Source organism: Streptomyces sp. NPDC004609, assembly GCF_042873655.1.
Lineage (GTDB): Bacteria > Actinomycetota > Actinomycetes > Streptomycetales > Streptomycetaceae > Streptomyces.
In genome coordinates this window covers 1-16887 of the sequence record NZ_JBIALS010000052.1, presented here as the reverse complement: position 1 = coordinate 16887, position 16887 = coordinate 1, and the positions used below count along the sequence as shown (strand labels likewise).

Below are 16887 nucleotides of genomic sequence, written 5' to 3'. Positions count from 1 at the left end.
CACGTCCCGCCCACCTCTGGGCGGTGCCGTCCTTTACCGTCTTCCTGGCCGCGCTCGACGACCCGGGGGCTGGCGTACGTCCCGGCCACCCGGACCGGGGTGATCGTGTCGATGCCCGCCATCCCCCTCGCCCCCGGCGAGCCGGTGCAGTTCGTGTTCTGCATCGCCTACGACCCCGCCGTAGGCCATGCGGCCGCGTTCGGCCGGCTCGACGCACGGTTCGCGACCGTGCCCGCCGGCACCTACGACGCCAGCCGCCACATCGGCACCGCCGCCGTGTCCTTCTCCTCCTGACCGGGAGCCCCACTCATGACCACCACCTCACCGGTCGCGGCGGCCGAGGCCGCCCTGCTGACCCCCGTCTTCGACCCCGGCCGGCTCGCTGCCGACCTCGCCACGGTCACCGGCCACACCTGGAACCCGCAGCGCACCCACACCTGCGGCGGCCAGGTCGGCCAGGCGGCTGCCATCGACTGGCGTGTCCTCCCGCTGCGCAGCCTCGGCGGCAACCCGGAACGCACCGACCCCGGCGGCCCCGGACCGGAGCCCTTCGCTCCGACGCGCTGACTCGACCATCTGCCCTACCTCGCGCAGATCCTGGACTTGATCCCGGCCCCGCTGAACGCGGTGCGGCTGATGGCGCTGGGGCCCGGCGCCGTCTCGAAGGCGCACTGCGACCCCAAATACCGCCTGGACCGGGGCCTCGTACGCCTGCACATCCCGATCGTCACCGACCCGCAGGCGGTGCTCGTCCTGGACGGCGTCGAACAACCGACCCGGTGGCCGTCGGCCAGACCGCCGATGTCGCCGAAGGTCAGGACAAGATGCCGGGAACCGGACCGCGCCTGGCGCCTGACGTCCTCGTATCCGCGGAACGGATTTCGGCAATGGTCTTGACAATGTGAGCAACGCCCCATTCACTTCATACACGATCGATCGATCGGTCGTACATAAATGGAGGGGTTTGGTGTGGTTCGAGAGTTGAACGAGCAGACGCGTGAGCGTCTGAGGCTGGCTGCCGTCGAGCTCTTCTCGCGGAAGGGCTTCCATGCGGTCGGCATCCGCGAACTCGCCGACCATGCGGGCATCAGGACCGCGACGCTCTACAACTACATGTCGGGCAAGGAAGATCTTCTGGTCGACATCATGCGCTCGGTGATGGATCCGCTCGGTGATGCGGCACGTGAGGCGCTGGGGGAGCACGCGGATCCCTGCGAACAGCTTGTAGCGCTCGTGGAGATGCATGTGTGGGTGCACGGCGGCCGGCACAGGTCCACCCTGGTCTCGGACACCGAGGTGCGGTCGCTCGGTCCGGTCGCTCGCAAGGAGATGGGCATCTTGCGTGACGACTACGAACGACTGTGGCGCGGCGTGGTCGCGCGGGGCGTCGCCGCTGGTGTGTTCGAGGTCGACGACGTGGCCATCGCGACGACTGGGTTGCTGACGCTGGCCACGGGCGTGGCTCATTGGTACCGCCTCGACGGACCGGTGCGGCTCGCAGAGTTGTGCGCGCTCCAGGCCGACCTTGCTCTGGGCCTGGTTCGGGCACGGGGAACCAGCGGCCCCGTCAGGCGGGCCGATGTGCATGTCGGGCCGCCCAGGCAGGTGTTGTCACCCGACCCTGCGCTGTGAGCCGCATCGGCACAGCGCGCCGCCGCACCCCGCGGACACCGCCGGTCCCACGTCGTCATCACCTACGAAAGCAGTCGTCCATGAGCAGCCCTGTCGTGGTCTCGCAGCGCGAGGGTGTCGCGATCATCCGCATGAACGTTCCTTCAAAGCTGAACGCGTTGGATCCCACGGGGGTCGCGTTGTTGATCGACGCGGTCGAGAGGGCCTGTGGTTCACACCGGATTCGGGCGATCGTCATCACCGGGGGCGAGCGGGCGTTCTGCTCCGGGGAGGACCTTGAAGTGGCCGCCGGGCTGACGTGCGACGAGTTCGATCGTCAGGCTGCGGACTACCAGCGTCTGGCCCGCACGCTTCTTGAGACCGACAAGCCGACCATCGCCGCTGTCGCGGGTGTCGCGTTCGGTGGCGGCCTTGAGCTGGCTTTGAACTGCGATGTGCGGATCGCGTCGGCGGACGCGCGTTTCGCTTGCCCTGAGGCCCAGTGGGGGTTGACGGTGAGCAATGCGTCGTCCTTGCTCCTGCGTCAGTGTGTCGGGGAGGGCTGGGCACGGGAGCTCGTCATCTTCGGACGGGTGCTGGATGCCCAGGACGCTCTCTCGATCGGCCTCGTCACTCGTGTTGTCGAGACCGGGACCGTGGTCGACGAGGCGATCAAGGTCGCCTCTGCTGTCGCGCTCGCCCCTGTCCAGGGGGTCGCGTACGCCAAGCAACTGCTTCGCGCCTCGGCCCCCGGGACCGACGCTGCGCTTGCCCTGGAGTCGGAGCTGCTCAGCGCGTCATTCCGGGTGCCGGAGACCGTAGACCGCATCACGTCCTTTGTGGCCGGGAAGCGGGAGAGCAGGCCGTGAGCGGGAAGTCTGTGTGGGCCGCTCTCCAGCAGGCCGGCGAGCGGTGGCCGGACCGCACCTTCCTCCACACCCGAGAGGGTGCACTCAGCTACGCCCAGGTCCTCGCCAAGAGCCACGCGCGCGCCGAGGGCCTGCTCAGGAGGGGTCTGCGACCCGGTGACCGAGGTGTGATCGTGATGCGCAACAGCCTCGACCATGCCATCACGTGGTTCGCGCTCAACGCGTTGGATGCCGCGGCGGTGCCGTTGAACTGCCGGCTGAGCGATGACCAGATGACTCACCAGCTCAACGTGGCCGATGCCCGGGCCGTCTTCGCCGACGACGACGAGGCTCCCCGACTTGACCTGCTCCTGCGTACGAATGAACACGTCGGTCAGATCCTGATCGCTGCGGCCCGCCCGGCCCAGGGCGTGGCCCTCCCACGCGGGTGGCAGTCGCTGAGTGAGGTCGACTGTCTCGACGTAGCTCATCCGGCGCTGTCAGAGACCCCGGCGCCCGAGTCCACGGCGATGATCCTGTTCACCTCTGGTACGACCGGGCCGTCCAAGGGCTGCGTCCTGAGCAACAACTATCTGGTGCGGCAAGGAGAACTGCTCGCGAAGTACCTGTCCATCGGGTGCAACGATGTCCTGTACTGCCCGTTTCCGATGTTCCACGCCGACGCGATCAGCTACACGACCATGGCGGCACTGGCCGTGGGCGCCACGGCGGCCATTGGTGAGAACTACTCGACGAGCCGATTCTGGGACGACGTCGCCTTCTTCGGCGCGACCGTCTTCGACTTCATGGGCGCCACCCTGACGTTTCTGAACCAGGCTCCGAAGCAGGCCCGCGACGCCGACAACACGGCGCGTCTCGCGTGGGGTGTGCCAGTGCCGTCGTTCGCTGCCGAGTTCGAGCAACGGTTCGGACTCCGGGTGGTGGAGATGTACGGGTCGACCGACGTCGGCATGGTCACGGCGCAGCCTCTCGACCTTCCCCGGAAGGCAGGGTCGTGCGGTCAGGTGATCGCCGAGTACGACATCCGTGTAGTCGACACGCACGGGTCCGAGGTCGGGGCCGGCGAAACAGGTGAGCTCCTGGTGACCGCGCGTGAGCCGCACCTGATGTCGGAGGGCTATCTGGGGATGCCCGTAGAGACGGCCGCATCGCGTCGAGACGGCTGGTTCCGCACGGGGGACCTGGTGCGCCGCGACGAGGATGGCTGGGTCTACTTCGTCGGTCGCACGAGTGACGTGATCCGGCGCCGCGGGGAGAACATCTCGGCGCTGGACATCGAGTCAGCCACAGAGGCGCACCCGGCCATCGCCGAGTGCGCCGCGTACGGCGTCCCCAGCCCGATGACCGAAGAGGACGTCATGCTGGCGTACGCCGTCGCGCCGGGCGACTCGCTCGGCCCGGCCGAGCTGGCGCGGTTCTGCGCCGAAGTGCTGCCGGCGTTCATGGTGCCGCGCTATCTGCGCCGCGTGGACACGCTGCCGCACACCTCCACGGAGAAGGTCGCCAAGGCTTCGCTCAAACACGAGGGGGTGACCGCGACCACATGGGACCGCGAGAGCGAGCCGAAGTCGTCACCTCAGTGATCGACGGCCCGCTCGGGAATCACCCGTCCACCACCTCTGAGAACAGTTCGAATGCACGAAGGAAGAACCATGAAGCGAGCACTCACGATCACTCTTTGTCTCGGACTCGGCGCGGTACTGACCGGATGCGGCACCGGCAGCAGCCGCAGTGACGGTCCCAAGGAGCCGGTGGCAGACGCCACCATCGCTTACGCCATCGGGTCTGACCCAGGCAACCTCGACCCACAACTCACCTCGGTCGACCTGAACCGTGATCTCGGCCGGCTGGCTTACGACTCGCTGGTCTACCGCGACGAGAACGGTGATCCGGTCTCGGGGCTGGCGTCCTCCTGGAAGGTCGGGGCCCGCACGTCGACCTTCCAGATCACGCCCGGTGTGACCTGTTCGGACGGCAGCAAGTTCACTGCGGACGTCGCGGCACAGAACCTCAAGTTCATCATCGACCCCAAGAACGGCTCTCCGTACGCGAGCTCGTTCCCGTCCGGCAGCACGGTGTCTGCCAGCGGCAGCACGGTGACTCTCACCACCCCATCCGTGCCCGCGTTCTTGCTGGTCAATCTCGCCGACATCCCGATGGTCTGCGAGAAGGGGCTGAAGAAACGCAAGGGTCTCGCCTCGGCCACTGCCGGCACGGGTCCGTATGTCCTGACCGATGCGAAGACCGGCTCAAGCCTGACCTACCAGCGCCGCGACGGCTACACCTGGGGTCCTGGCGGAGCCACGACGGCGGAGAAGGGCCAGCCCAAGACCCTTGAGCTTCGGATCGTCGCCGACAAGACCACGGCGGCCAATCTCCTGGTCGCGGGCGAAGTGAACATCACCATCGCCAGTGGCCCGGACGGCGGCCGGCTCCTGAAGATGCCGAACCTCTTCCACGCGAAACAGCAGGTGTTGCAGGGACTCATCGCCTACAACGAAGCGTCCGGCCGCCCGACCCGGGACCAGAGAGTGCGGGAGGCGCTCACCCGGAGCCTCGATCTCGGCGCCGCGCTCAAGATCACCACTGGCGGCCACGGCGAGGTGCCGACGAGCCTCCTCGCCGTCGAACCCAAGGTCTGCCCGGGCAACACCGTGGCAGGAAACCTGCCCACCCAGGACGTGGCTGCCGCCAAGAGCCTCCTCGACCAGGCGGGATGGGTGCCCGGCAGCGACGGTGTCCGCACCAGGAACGGCCGACCGCTCACGCTCGACATCCTCACCCCGAACTTCGCCAGTTCCGGCTACACCGACGGTGCCGCGTTCCTGGCGTCGCAGTGGCGAGAGCTGGGCATCAAGGTCACGGTCTCCGCTGTCACGGCCGCCCAGCTCAACGACCGCATGTTCAGGACCGCGGACTTCGACGTCTCGCTGGTGGGCACCGGCGAGCGGACACCGAACCAGAACAGCCAGTACTTCTCCGGCGAGGCGCCTCCGAAAGGCACGAACTTCGCGTCGTTCCGCAACCCGGCCTACGACAAGGCAGTCAACAGCGAGCCCTTGGCCGACCCCGAGGCCGACTGCGCCCGCTGGAACGCCGGCGAGGTCGCCCTGCTCAAGGAATTCTCACTTATCCCGTACGCCAACCTCAACGTCCCCGTTATGGGCAACGGAGTCGAGTTCAAGATCGTCGGCAACTACATCGTACCGACGTCGTTGCGGGCGGTGAGCTGACCGATGGCGACCGCAGCACCTGATGCGGCGATCCCGATCCGTCGCCCGGCGCGACGGGTCCGGGGGATGCTCGGTCGCGTCGGGCGTCTCCTGGTCCGCTTCGTCGTCTCGCTCTGGGCGCTGGTGACCCTCACCTTCCTCATGATCCAGCTCGTGCCCGGCGACCCCGTACGCGCGGCGCTCGGCATGAGCGCGACGCAGGAGGACGTCCAAAGGATGCGTCACCAGCTCCACCTCGACGATCCCTTGCTCGTCCAGTACTGGAGTTACCTGAAGTCGATCTCGACCGGCGACTTCGGGGAGTCGATCAGCAGGCGGATCCCGGTCTCTCAGATCATCGACGCGGGACTGTGGAACACCGTCTCGCTCGTCCTGGTCGCATTCGCCATCGCGGTGGTCGTCGCGGTGCCGCTGGGGAGTCTTGGCGCGGCCGCCTCGCAGGGGCGGTCGAGACGGATCGTGGACCCGGCCTTCACCGGTGCCACAACGATCGGTGCGAGCATTCCCGAGGTCGTTCTCGGCGTCGGCCTTGTCTACCTGTTCGCCGTCAGCAACCCGTGGCTTCCGATCGCCGGGAAGTCCGGACCGGAGTCGTACGTCATCCCGGCGGTCTCGCTGAGCCTGGCACCCGCGTTGATGCTCGCCCGGGTCCTGCGATCGGAAGGACGATCAGTGCTCTCCATGGAGTACATCCGCACGGCTCGTGCCAAACGCCTCTCCGGTGTCCGTATCCACGGCCGGCACGTCTTGCCGAATGTGATGCCCACGGGGCTGACGGTGGGTGCGCTCCTCCTCGGAGGAATGCTCGCCGGCACCGTCCTGATCGAAACGGTCTACTCGTGGCCGGGCCTCGGCATCGCGTTCGTCGAGGGGATCCAGGCCAAGGACTACCCCGTGGTCCAGGGCATCGCCCTTGTCTACGGATCGATGGTGTTGTTGCTCAACCTCGGGGTCGATCTCGTGCTCGCAGTCCTCGACCCACGTACGACGAGGAGAACCTGATGGCATCGACCACCTCGGACCAGCGGCGATCCCGGTGGCGCGCTGCGCTCCGGCCTGTGCTGGTGCCGGGCAACCACCTCGCCGTGGTGCTCATCCTCCTGGTTCTCCTGCTCCTGGTAGTGGTCCCCGAGTACATCTGGGGGGAGGGGGCCAGGACTCCGGACCCGAATGCGCTGAACATGCCGCCGTCAGCCGACCACTGGCTGGGCACGGATGCCCTGGGGCGCGACATCTTCGAGCGGATCGTGGTCGGCGCCCGGCTCTCTCTTTCCCTCTCCGTCCTCGCGCTGGTGATCGGGGCGACGACGGGCCTCATCGTCGGTGGCCTGGCAGCGGCCGGGCGGCGGTTCGGGGCGGTGATCTCGGGGTGTATCGCGGTACTGGTCGCCTTTCCCTCGCTGATGATGGCTCTGTTCCTGGCCGTGATAGTCGGAACCGGAGGACGCGGGAGCCTGCTCGCCGTCGGCTTCGCGCTTGCCCCGTACTTCGCCCGCGTCACCGAGAACGCCTCGAAGGCGGCCCTGGCCAGCGACTACGTTGCCGCAGCCCGGTGCCTCGGGGTCGGCGGACCGAGGCTGTACGCACGCCATGTGCTGCCGAGTGTCTCGCGACCACTTCTGACCAACGCCAGCGTGTTGTCCGGAACCACCCTCCTCGCCTTCGCCAGCCTGTCCTTCCTCGGCCTGGGCGTCAGCGACCCCGCGATCGACTGGGGCAGCATGCTCAGCGACGGGCTGGGCCAGCTCTACACCAACCCCGCCACCGCCCTGGGACCAGGCGTTGCCATCGTGCTCGCGGCCATCGCGTTGAACATCGTCGGTGAAGCTCTCACCGGCGAACGGTCGACGCGTCCCCAACGACGGGACAGCCGTCCTCGTACCGGGCGGGCTTCCACGTACCTGCCGGGAGCTGACACACCGACGGCTCCTTCGGCTCTGATGCGGGTCGACGGCCTGCGTGTCGAAGCCGGCGACTTCCTCGGCGACCGTGCCCTGGTCGTCGACTTCAGCCTTCGTCTGCGCAACGGCGAGAGAGTCGGACTGGTCGGCGAGTCCGGCTCGGGCAAGAGCCTCTCGATCGCCTCGCTCATCAAACTTGAGGCCGCAGGCACAACCGCCCACGCCGACGTGCATACCTTCGACGGAATCGATCTCGGCGTGGCCCGCGTGGACCGTACCCTGCGCAGGCGGCTTGCCGGGCGGATCGGGCTGGTGGGTCAGGATCCGATGTCGGCGCTCAACCCCGTCATCAGCGTTGGCTCGCAGATGGTGGAGGAGACCGTGGTGCATCGGCACCGCTCGCGTCATGCCGCCCGGAAGCGGGCTGAGCAAGTCCTCACCGCAGTCGGCATCCACGATGCCGCGAACCGGATGCGGTATCGCCCGCATCAGTTCTCCGGCGGTATGCGACAGCGCGTCGCCATCGGGATGGGCCTGATGGACGACCCGGCTCTCATCGTCGCCGACGAACCGACGACCGCGCTGGACGCAACGGTCCAGTTGCAGGTGCTCGATCTGCTCCGCACCCTCACCGAGGAGACCGATGCCGCGCTGCTCTTCGTCTCCCATGACCTGGGGGTGGTCTCCCACCTGTGCACTCGCGTACTGGTCATGTACGGCGGCCGGGTCGTCGAGGATCTCCAAGTCGCCGACCTCCGACGCGCCCAGCACCCCTACACCCGTGCTCTGGTCGACTCGGTCCCCGAACTGGACGCTCCCCGGAGCCAACCACTGAGCTCGATCCCCGGCCGACCGCCCGAGCCGGACAAGCGACCCGACGGCTGCGTTTTCGCGCCTCGATGCCCGCGCGCCCGGGCCCGCTGCACCGAGCAGGCACCTGACCTGCTGGAACTCGGCCCGACCCAGGTCGCCTGCTTCTACCCGATCAGCGGCCCGCAGCCACTCGACGCCGATCACGACCAGGAGACGGGGCAGGGCACGCAAGAGAAGGGAACATGTGATGCCTGACCTGAAGTTCGAGGAGGTCTCCCTCACCTACGGCCCACCCGGCACTACGCCGACAGTCCGCAGCATCACGCTGACCGCCCGCGCCGGGACCACATTGGGGCTCGTCGGCGAGTCCGGGTCAGGCAAGTCCAGTCTCGCGCGAGCCGCCGTGGGCCTGACGCCCATCAGCCATGGTCGCATCACACTCGGTGACCGTGTCATCGCCGATGCCTCAGCCCGCCGCGCCAAGGCGCGTCCATGCCGTGCCATCCAGATGGTGTTCCAGGACTCCTCCGGAGCCCTCAACCCCCGCCGCACCGCCGGCCAGTCGATCCTGGAAGGGATCGCCGCGGCCGGGCCGATCCCCAGGCACCTCGCTCACGCCGAGCTCGAACGCCTGCTGGATCTTGTGCACCTCCACCCGCAGCACGCCGAGCGTCAGCCACGTGAGCTCTCAGGCGGCCAACGGCAACGGGTTGCCCTCGCCCGTGCGATCGCGGCCAAACCGGAGGTGATCGTGGCCGACGAGGTCACCTCCGCCCTCGACGTCTCGGTCCAAAGCGCCGTCCTCAACCTCCTCCGCGAACTGCAGGAGCAGACCGCGGTGACCTTCGTCTTCATCTCCCACAACCTCGCTGCCGTGCGCTACCTCAGCGACAACATCGCGGTCATGCGCAACGGCGAGGTCGTCGACGAGGGTCCGGCGACCAGGCTGCTCGCCAACAGCGCCGTCCCCTACACCCAGAACCTCGTAGACGCGGTCCTGACGGTCCCGCCCCTCGCCGCCCCGTGACAACTGCGCCGAGCGTCGAGCGCAAGAAGGGAATCACCGTGTACCTCACCAACGAGCCCAGCGCCCAGCTGTCCTCCCGCCCTTCGCGGCCGGACTCCCGCTACGTCCCGATGTCCGACGGAACCCGGCTGGCCGTCGACCTGTGGACGCCCGACCCCGACGAGAAGCGACCGACCATCATCTGGTTCACCCGCTACTGGCGGCGATCCACCGGCGCCGTACCGGTCTCGGACACGTTCGCCGACGCGGTCGCGTACTTCACCGGCGTCGGGTACGCCTTCCTGGTCGTCGACGTGAGAGGAACAGGCGCCTCCTTCGGTTCCCGTGCCACCGAATGGGCCGATGATGAGATCGCCGACTACGGCCAGGTCGTCGAGTGGGTCTCGAAGCAGCCCTGGAGCAATGGAGCAGTGGCGACGCTGGGGACCTCGTACCCCGGCAACGCCGCCGAGCTCACCAGCATCACCAGCGGTCCCGCGCTGCGCGCCGTCGTGCCGCGGTTCAGCGACTTCAGCGAGTACCTTCACGCCTTCCGCCCCGGCGGACTGACCAACACGGTCATCAGCGACACCTGGATCACCCTGACCCAGGCAATGGACCGCAACAACGATCCCGCGGAGCCTGCACTGGCCGACGACCTCCCTGCCGGAGTCTCGGTGGCCGCCGTCGACGGCGACGACGGAACGTTGCTCGCGCAGGCCGTGTCCGAGCATCGCAAGGCCGGCAACACCCGCCAGATCGTGGAGTCACTGGAGTACGCCGACGATCCGTTCGCATCGGGCGACACCTCGACCACACTGGAGTCGGTGAGTCCCTCGACTCTCTGGCCGGCCATCGACTCACGACGCGTGCCGAGCATGCACTGGGGCAGCTGGTACGACGGCGGAACCGCCGACGGCGTCCTCACCCGCTTTCTGACCTACGAAGGCCCCACGGTCGGAATCATCGGTGCCTGGAACCACGGAGCGAGCACCAACGCCAACCCCTACGGTGCCCGTGACGAGGCATCACCCGAGCCGTCAAGGGCAGCCCAGTACGCCGCGATCGACACCTTCCTCCGGCCCCTCATGGGCGACCGACCGGGAACCCCTCCCGAACGCTCCCTGGAGTACTTCACCGTCGGCGCCGACACCTGGCGCCGCACCGCCTGCTGGCCGCCTGCCGGCCACCAGCCGTGGATCCTCCACCTCGCGGACCGTGAACAGCTGCGCCCGGCGCCGCCGACCGCCGACGGGAAAGACGCCCGGGACGTCAACCCCGCGGCCACCACCGGCACCAAGAACCGGTGGCACACGCAGTTCGGCACGCCGTTGGACTACGGCGACAGACGCGCCGAGGACGAATCTCTTCTGGTGTACGACTCCGACCCACTGGAGACCGACCTCGAACTCACCGGCTCGCCCGTGGCGGACCTGTGGCTCTCGATCGACGGCACCGACGGCGCTGTCATGGTCTACCTGGAGTCCGTGGCGCCCGACGGGACGGTGACCCTTCTCAGCGATGCCTGCCTCCGGTTGAGTCTTGCCGGGTCCGAACGGAGAGGCGCGACCTATCCGGGTCCGACGCCCACCCTCACCCGAGCGAGCAGCCACCCACTCGTGCCCGGAGAACCGACGCTGGTCCGCCTCACCATGCACGCCCTCTCGGCCGTCGTCAGCCACGGACACCGCCTCCGGCTCGCGATCTCCGGCGCCGACGCAGACACCTTCGAACCTGTCGCCGCCGAACAGCCCACTACCCAGATCACCGTCCACAGGTCTCCGGAACACCCCTCCAACGTCTCACTCCCGCGGATCCACGACGTGGGAGAGCCCGCATGACCAGCGATACGACCAGCGAGCGACACGTCATCACCGTCACCGGCCCGGTGCGCGCCGACTCGCTCGGAGTGACCCTGCCGCACGAGCACCTCCTCCTGGACCTGAGCACCCCCTACGACACGCCCTCGCGGCAGGAGGCCAGCAGGTTCGACTTCCCGACCAACGAGGCACAACTCGTGGACTGGGGCGAGGAGTTCACCGCGCGGCGAGCGAGCTGGCATCGAAGGCGCCTGTTCGGGGGCAACCGTGACATGCTCCGGCTCGACGACGTCGCCCTGGCGGCGCGAGAGCTCGGCGACTTCGCCGGCCACGGAGGAGGCACCGTCGTCGACGTCACGAGCCGAGGAATGGGACAACGGCCTCTCGACCTGGTCCGGCTCTCCGAAGTCACCGGCGTCAACATCGTTCTCGGCACCGGCTACTACCGACGCGCCTACCATCCCGAGGACATGGACGAGATCACCACCGGTGAACTCGAAGAGATCATGACGCGCGACCTCCAGGAAGGGATCGACGACACCTCGGTACGCGCCGGGCTCATCGGCGAGATCGGCGCCGAACACTTCGACGACGAGGCCGAGACGAACGAGATGCGCGTCATGACGGCTGCTGCCCGGGCCAGCGCCGTGACCGGCGCCGCAATCTCGCTGCACAACCACATCGGCCGTCCCGATCTGTGGCACAAGGGGCCCGACCACCTCGAACGCGCCGGCGCCGACCTGAACCGCGTCATCGCCGGCCACATCACCGGCGTCGACCTCGACATGGTGGAAAGCCTGCTCGCACGAGGCATGTACGTCGAGTTCGACACTCTGGGCCTGCCTCAGTTGCTGGAGGTTCCCCAAGTCGACAACCGACCCAATATCGACCTCATCATCGAGCTCGTCGCCCGAGGACACGTCGAACGAATACTGATCTCTCACGATGTCTGCACCAAGGCTCAACTGCACGAGTACGGCGGCAACGGATACGACTACATCCTGACCGACGTGATCCCGTACTTCGCATCACGCGGACTCTCCTCGGCTGATGTCGACACGATCGTGCGCCACAACCCGGCCAGGGTTCTTGCCAGGGCAAGCACGCATGGATGAACCGGAGCGAGGGGCTGATCGGTCTGCACCCCACGCGGCCTTCACGCGGCCGCTCAGCGTGTGGGCCGACCTGTCGGAAACAGATGTCGGAGCGCCGTTCGCCTGGTGAGGGCCACCGGTGATGGCCCAGCACGCTGCCAGCGTGTCGGCGGGGTGGAGATCAGGAGTAGAGAACCTGCGGCATCCCGACGACCGATACGGAACGCAGCTTCCAGGGCGGATTCCTCGGCCCGGGAGACGGCGCCTTGGCCGAGGCGATCGCCGCCACGCGCCGTTGGCGGCGCAAGCGGGAAAGCGGATGCTGCGGGAGCAAGCCGCCTGCGCATCGGAGCTCGGCCCGGAGTCGTGGGCGCTCAACGACACCGAGGTGGCTGCCTTGATGGCCAGTGAGGACGCCAAGGAAGACACCGGGCCTTTGCCGGGAAACGGCCCGCCCGCTGGACCGGACGCTGAACCACGAGGGGACGGCCGGCCCTTGTGCCGGACATCGCCCGCAAGACCGACGATGAAATGGTGAGACGAATGAACGACGCGGTGATCGTGGATGCGATCCGCACTCCCTCCGGCAAGGGCAAGCCGGGCGGCCAGTTGTCCGGGGTGCACCCGGCGGACCTGCTCGCGCAGGTCCTGCGTGCCCTGGTCAAGCGCAACGACCTCGACCCCGCGCTGGTCGACGATGTGATCGCCGGCTGCGTCTCCCAGACCGGACAGCAGACGATGAACATCGCCCGCAACGCTGTCCTGGGCGCCGGCTTCCCCGAGACCGTCCCCGGCACCACCATCGACCGCCAATGCGGTTCCAGCCAGCAGGCCGCGCACTTCGCCGCCCAGGGCGTCCTCGCCGGCGCCTACGACGTGGTCATCGCCTGCGGCGTGGAATCCATGAGCCGAGTACCGATGTTCAGCGCCCTCCAAGGACAGGACCCGACCGGCTCGGCCATGCACGCCCGCTACCGCGACGGGCTGATCCGCCAGGGCACATCCGCCGAACTGATCGCCGCCCGCTGGAAACTCGACCGCACCACCCTGGACGAGTACGCAGCCCAATCCCACCGCAGAGCCGCCGAAGCCACCGCCGCGGGCGCCTTCACCAACGAGACCATCCCCATCCTCGCCCCCGGCCCCGACGGGACCGAGCGGACCATCACCCAGGACGAGACGGTACGCGCGGACACCACCACGGAGAGTCTGGCGCGGCTCAAGCCCTCCTTCCGCGACGACGAGGCCGCCCGGCGCTTCCCGGAGATCGACTGGCGCATCACCCCAGGAAACTCCTCACCCCTGACCGACGGCGCCTCCGCCGCCCTCATCACCAGCGCCCGACGCGCCCAAGAACTCGGCCTCACCCCACGGGCTCGATTCCACGGCTTCGCCGTCACCGGCTCCGACCCGCTGCTCATGCTCACCGGAGTCATCCCGGCCACCAAGAAGGCCCTCGCCCGCGCCCACCTGGGCATCGACGACATCGACGCCTACGAGGTCAACGAGGCGTTCGCCCCCGTCCCCCTCGCCTGGCAGGCCGAACTCGGCGCCGACCCCGCCAAGCTCAACCCACGCGGCGGGGCCATCGCCCTCGGACACCCCCTCGGCAGCTCCGGCACCCGCCTCCTGACCACCCTGGTCAACCACCTGGAGAGCACCGGCGAACGCTACGGCCTCCAGACCATCTGTGAAAGCGGCGGCATGGCCAACGCCACCATCATCGAACTCCTCTGACCCCGTCCGCCCACCACACCGGGCGCCTTGTCGTCCGCTCCGGGCACAGCGCCCCACGCACAGTAAGGAACCATATGGACATCTCCGGAAGCTCCGCAGTGATCACGGGTGGCGCCTCGGGGCTGGGGCTCGCCACCGCCAGGCGGCTGGCCGAGGCCGGAGCCGGTGTGGTCATCGTCGATCTGCCCACGTCTGCCGGTAGGGACGTCGTCGCCGAGTTGGGTGGGGGAGCGGTGTTCGCCCCTGCCGACGTCACCGGTGAGCAGGAGGTGGCTGCGGCTCTGGATGCCGCCGAGGCGCTGGCTCCGTTGCGGGTGGCGGTCAACTGCGCCGGGATCGGCAACGCGGTCAAGACGCTCGGCAAGGGCGGGGCCTTTCCGCTCGCGGACTTCACCCGGGTGGTGAGCGTCAACCTGATCGGGACCTTCAACGTCATCAGGCTGGCCGCCGAGCGCATCGCCCGGACCGAGGAGGTGGCCGGGGAGCGCGGAGTGATCATCAACACCGCCTCGGTGGCCGCGTTCGACGGACAGATCGGACAGGCCGCCTACTCGGCCTCCAAGGGCGGCATCGTGGGGCTCACCCTGCCCGTGGCCCGGGACCTGGCCCAGCACAAGATCCGCGTGGTCACCATCGCACCGGGCCTGTTCCGCACCCCGCTGCTGGCCGGACTTCCCGAAGCCGCCCAGGCCTCCCTCGGACAGCAGGTCCCCCACCCCTCCAGGCTCGGCGACCCCGCCGAATACGCCGCACTGGCCGCCCACATCGTGGAAAACCCCATGCTCAACGGCGAGACCATCCGACTGGACGGAGCCATCCGCATGGCCCCACGCTGAAACCCCACCCGAAACCGTCCTTCGGAGGCTCGGCAGGCTCGGGCTTCGAGGCTGGCTGCCCTGCCCGGACGCGGCGGGCCGGGAAGAACCCGCCGCGACCGGATACGGACCGGTCAGGCCAGTGCCGCCGACCGGTCACCGGAACCCTCCCCGGCCGGGCGGGGACGGCTGGCACGGGGCGGCGCTCCGTGCACGTGGGCAGATGGTTCCGCGCAGGACCGCCCACCCGTCCACTGCGTGGCGAGCCTTCCTGCCGCCTGCTGAACGAACGGGCTGGGGTGCTACCCCACAGCAGTCGCCCAGGAGATCGGGGTCAGCCAGCGCTCGGTGGAGCGTCACCACACCGGCGAGCGCAAACACCCGCCCAAGCCCATCGCCGACCGGATGGACGCTGCTGTCCCCGCCCGCTGGCAGCTCCAGGTCCGCAAGCGCCACCGCAAGCAGGCCGCCACAGCCACCGGCATCACCATGGAGACCCGGGCCCGGTCGGCTACACCGCGCCCGTCGGCACCACCGGCGACGGCCGGATGCGCCGCCTGACTTTCCACCTTCCGCTGGCCTACGCCCGCCGCCTGTTCGACGCCCAGCAACAGGGTGCCACCGACCAGCAGATGTGCGACCTTGCCGCCGAAGCACTGCAGGGGGGTGTACTTCAAGGGCGGCAGGCGCCGCGCCGCGGGCCTGGAAGTCGCCCTCACCCGACATCGACTACTTCGACGTTTCCTACTGACTGTGAAGTTCGGGGCCCGGCTCAGGCGGCCGTCCGCAACCGACCAGACTGTGCCGCGACACCACTCAAACGAGCACGGCGCCCACCCCCACGCACATCCCCGGGGCGGCACCCTTTCCTGGGTCAGGTGGCCCAGTCGCGCCCCAGCTCGGCGAGCGCCTTCCTCTTGTCCGCGGTGAGTCCGCCGTTCAGCGGACGCAAACCAGAGGGGAACAGAACCGACAGACTCAACTTCGGCTCGGCGAAATCCCGTTTAGCCCCTTGTAGGGAATTGGCTGGCCGGTGTGGGTGTCGAGCAGGACGCGGTCACCCAGGGGGTGTTCCAGTTTCACCGTCACCTGCTGCAGCTTTGCCTGTTTGGTGCAGTTGCCGCTGTCCTTTTGGTCTTTGACGGAGCCCGACAGTACGACGCTGCCGCTTGTTTCCAGAACGTCCACCGCGGGGCCGTCGTCGCAGACGCCGTGGAGGGCGACGACGGTCACCGAGCGGCCGTCTGCGGCGATCTGGATGAGCCGGTCGAGCGGAGGGCCGGGGACGTCGCGGGCCGGACCGATGGGTGACCGAGGGGGGCCGACGGGATGGCAGCGGCCTGCTTGAGGGGGGTGGCATAACCGTCCAGGGTGAAGAGCCAGGCCGGGACCGTCGCCGGTCCGCGGCTGGTGGCCACACGCATTTCACCCAGCTTCGCCCCGGTAACCGTGAGGTGCGGCTTTCCGCTCACGGCGGTGCCTGCCAGGGTCTTGTACGACTCGTCCACCCCCATCAGCGGCCGGGTGAGCGGCATACCCGCGGCCCACGTCACCTGGCTGTCCTTCGGCCAGGTGACGGGCAGCCTGCCGCGCAGGACGAAGCTCTGGTCCTTGTAGGCCTGCATATCCGCCGGGCTGCGCAGGCCGCCCCGCGGCAGCCGGACTGTCTCCCCCATGGGGTGGTAGCCGACACGCCATGCGGCGGCTGCGGTTGAACCGTCCCAGGCTTCGGCGACCTGCCGGGCACGGTCCGCGAGCACATCGGTGCCGCCGACGGCCGCCTGCTGGCCGCCGCAACCGGAGACGGCTGCCAGGCCGGCTCCGGCCAGGGCAACCCCAGCAAGCAGGCTGACGGGGCGCGACGCCCTGATGCGCATGTGACCTCCCGGACAAACGGGCCTTGACCCCGAATCCTGAACACGGGTTATGCGGCTGATGCCAGCGTAGTTGGTGGTGCTTCGAGTGTGGCTTCGTAGGTGATGGGGCTG

17 protein-coding genes are annotated in these 16887 nt (G+C 68.5%); 15 read left to right on the top strand and 2 right to left on the bottom strand.

The window, feature by feature from the left end:
* Nucleotides 1-111 precede the first annotated feature (111 nt).
* From ACFYT4_RS33215 to ACFYT4_RS33145, 15 genes are all read left to right on the top strand, one after another.
* Nucleotides 112-294: a hypothetical protein gene (locus ACFYT4_RS33215; protein ID WP_389277648.1), complete on the top strand. Its 183-nt coding sequence runs from the start codon at nt 112-114 to the stop codon at nt 292-294.
* A gap of 15 nt (nt 295-309) precedes the next feature.
* Nucleotides 310-567 carry a hypothetical protein gene (locus tag ACFYT4_RS33210; RefSeq protein WP_389277645.1) on the top strand — a complete coding sequence of 86 codons (258 nt, stop codon included), beginning with the start codon at nt 310-312 and terminating at the stop codon, nt 565-567.
* 36 nt (nt 568-603) lie between these two features.
* Nucleotides 604-897, top strand: coding sequence for a hypothetical protein (locus tag ACFYT4_RS33205; protein ID WP_389277642.1), 294 nt, complete (start codon nt 604-606; stop codon nt 895-897).
* An 84-nt stretch (nt 898-981) separates the two neighbouring features.
* Nucleotides 982-1632 carry a TetR/AcrR family transcriptional regulator gene (locus tag ACFYT4_RS33200; protein WP_389277639.1) on the top strand — a complete coding sequence of 217 codons (651 nt, stop codon included), beginning with the start codon at nt 982-984 and terminating at the stop codon, nt 1630-1632.
* 80 nt (nt 1633-1712) lie between these two features.
* Nucleotides 1713-2480, top strand: coding sequence for an enoyl-CoA hydratase/isomerase family protein (locus ACFYT4_RS33195; RefSeq protein ID WP_389277636.1), 768 nt, complete (start codon nt 1713-1715; stop codon nt 2478-2480).
* Nucleotides 2477-4063, top strand: coding sequence for an AMP-binding protein (locus ACFYT4_RS33190; RefSeq protein WP_389277633.1), 1587 nt, complete (start codon nt 2477-2479; stop codon nt 4061-4063). Before ACFYT4_RS33195 ends, ACFYT4_RS33190 begins: the two co-directional genes overlap by 4 nt.
* Nucleotides 4064-4132: 69 nt before the next feature.
* A complete protein-coding gene (locus tag ACFYT4_RS33185) occupies nt 4133-5713 on the top strand; it encodes an ABC transporter substrate-binding protein (protein ID WP_389277630.1) in 1581 nt (526 codons plus the stop codon).
* A 66-nt stretch (nt 5714-5779) separates the two neighbouring features.
* A complete protein-coding gene (locus ACFYT4_RS33180) occupies nt 5780-6715 on the top strand; it encodes an ABC transporter permease (RefSeq protein ID WP_389277627.1) in 936 nt (311 codons plus the stop codon).
* Complete coding sequence (locus ACFYT4_RS33175; RefSeq protein ID WP_389277624.1) at nt 6715-8682, top strand: dipeptide/oligopeptide/nickel ABC transporter permease/ATP-binding protein; 1968 nt, start codon at nt 6715-6717, stop codon at nt 8680-8682. Before ACFYT4_RS33180 ends, ACFYT4_RS33175 begins: the two co-directional genes overlap by 1 nt.
* Nucleotides 8675-9454: an ABC transporter ATP-binding protein gene (locus tag ACFYT4_RS33170; RefSeq protein WP_389277621.1), complete on the top strand. Its 780-nt coding sequence runs from the start codon at nt 8675-8677 to the stop codon at nt 9452-9454. Before ACFYT4_RS33175 ends, ACFYT4_RS33170 begins: the two co-directional genes overlap by 8 nt.
* Complete coding sequence (locus ACFYT4_RS33165) at nt 9451-11274, top strand: CocE/NonD family hydrolase (RefSeq protein WP_389277618.1); 1824 nt, start codon at nt 9451-9453, stop codon at nt 11272-11274. The genes ACFYT4_RS33170 and ACFYT4_RS33165 overlap by 4 nt, the downstream gene beginning before the upstream one ends.
* The gene (locus tag ACFYT4_RS33160; RefSeq protein WP_389277615.1) at nt 11271-12368 is read left to right on the top strand and encodes a phosphotriesterase; all 1098 of its coding nucleotides are present in this window, start codon (nt 11271-11273) and stop codon (nt 12366-12368) included. Before ACFYT4_RS33165 ends, ACFYT4_RS33160 begins: the two co-directional genes overlap by 4 nt.
* A gap of 522 nt (nt 12369-12890) precedes the next feature.
* Nucleotides 12891-14084, top strand: coding sequence for a thiolase family protein (locus ACFYT4_RS33155; protein ID WP_389277612.1), 1194 nt, complete (start codon nt 12891-12893; stop codon nt 14082-14084).
* A gap of 74 nt (nt 14085-14158) precedes the next feature.
* Nucleotides 14159-14920: an SDR family NAD(P)-dependent oxidoreductase gene (locus ACFYT4_RS33150; protein WP_389277609.1), complete on the top strand. Its 762-nt coding sequence runs from the start codon at nt 14159-14161 to the stop codon at nt 14918-14920.
* Between the two features lie 327 nt (nt 14921-15247).
* Complete coding sequence (locus ACFYT4_RS33145) at nt 15248-15460, top strand: hypothetical protein (protein WP_389277606.1); 213 nt, start codon at nt 15248-15250, stop codon at nt 15458-15460.
* Between the two features lie 417 nt (nt 15461-15877).
* On the opposite strand, the gene ACFYT4_RS33140 is transcribed toward ACFYT4_RS33145, so the two are convergent.
* Together ACFYT4_RS33140 and ACFYT4_RS33135 are read right to left on the bottom strand one after the other, a co-directional pair.
* On the bottom strand, nt 15878-16132 hold the full coding sequence (locus tag ACFYT4_RS33140; RefSeq protein ID WP_389277603.1) for a hypothetical protein: 255 nt from the start codon (nt 16130-16132) through the stop codon (nt 15878-15880).
* Nucleotides 16129-16776 (bottom strand): hypothetical protein, encoded by a 648-nt coding sequence (locus ACFYT4_RS33135; RefSeq protein ID WP_389277600.1) that lies wholly within the window; start codon nt 16774-16776, stop codon nt 16129-16131. The genes ACFYT4_RS33140 and ACFYT4_RS33135 overlap by 4 nt, the downstream gene beginning before the upstream one ends.
* Nucleotides 16777-16887: the final 111 nt, after the last annotated feature.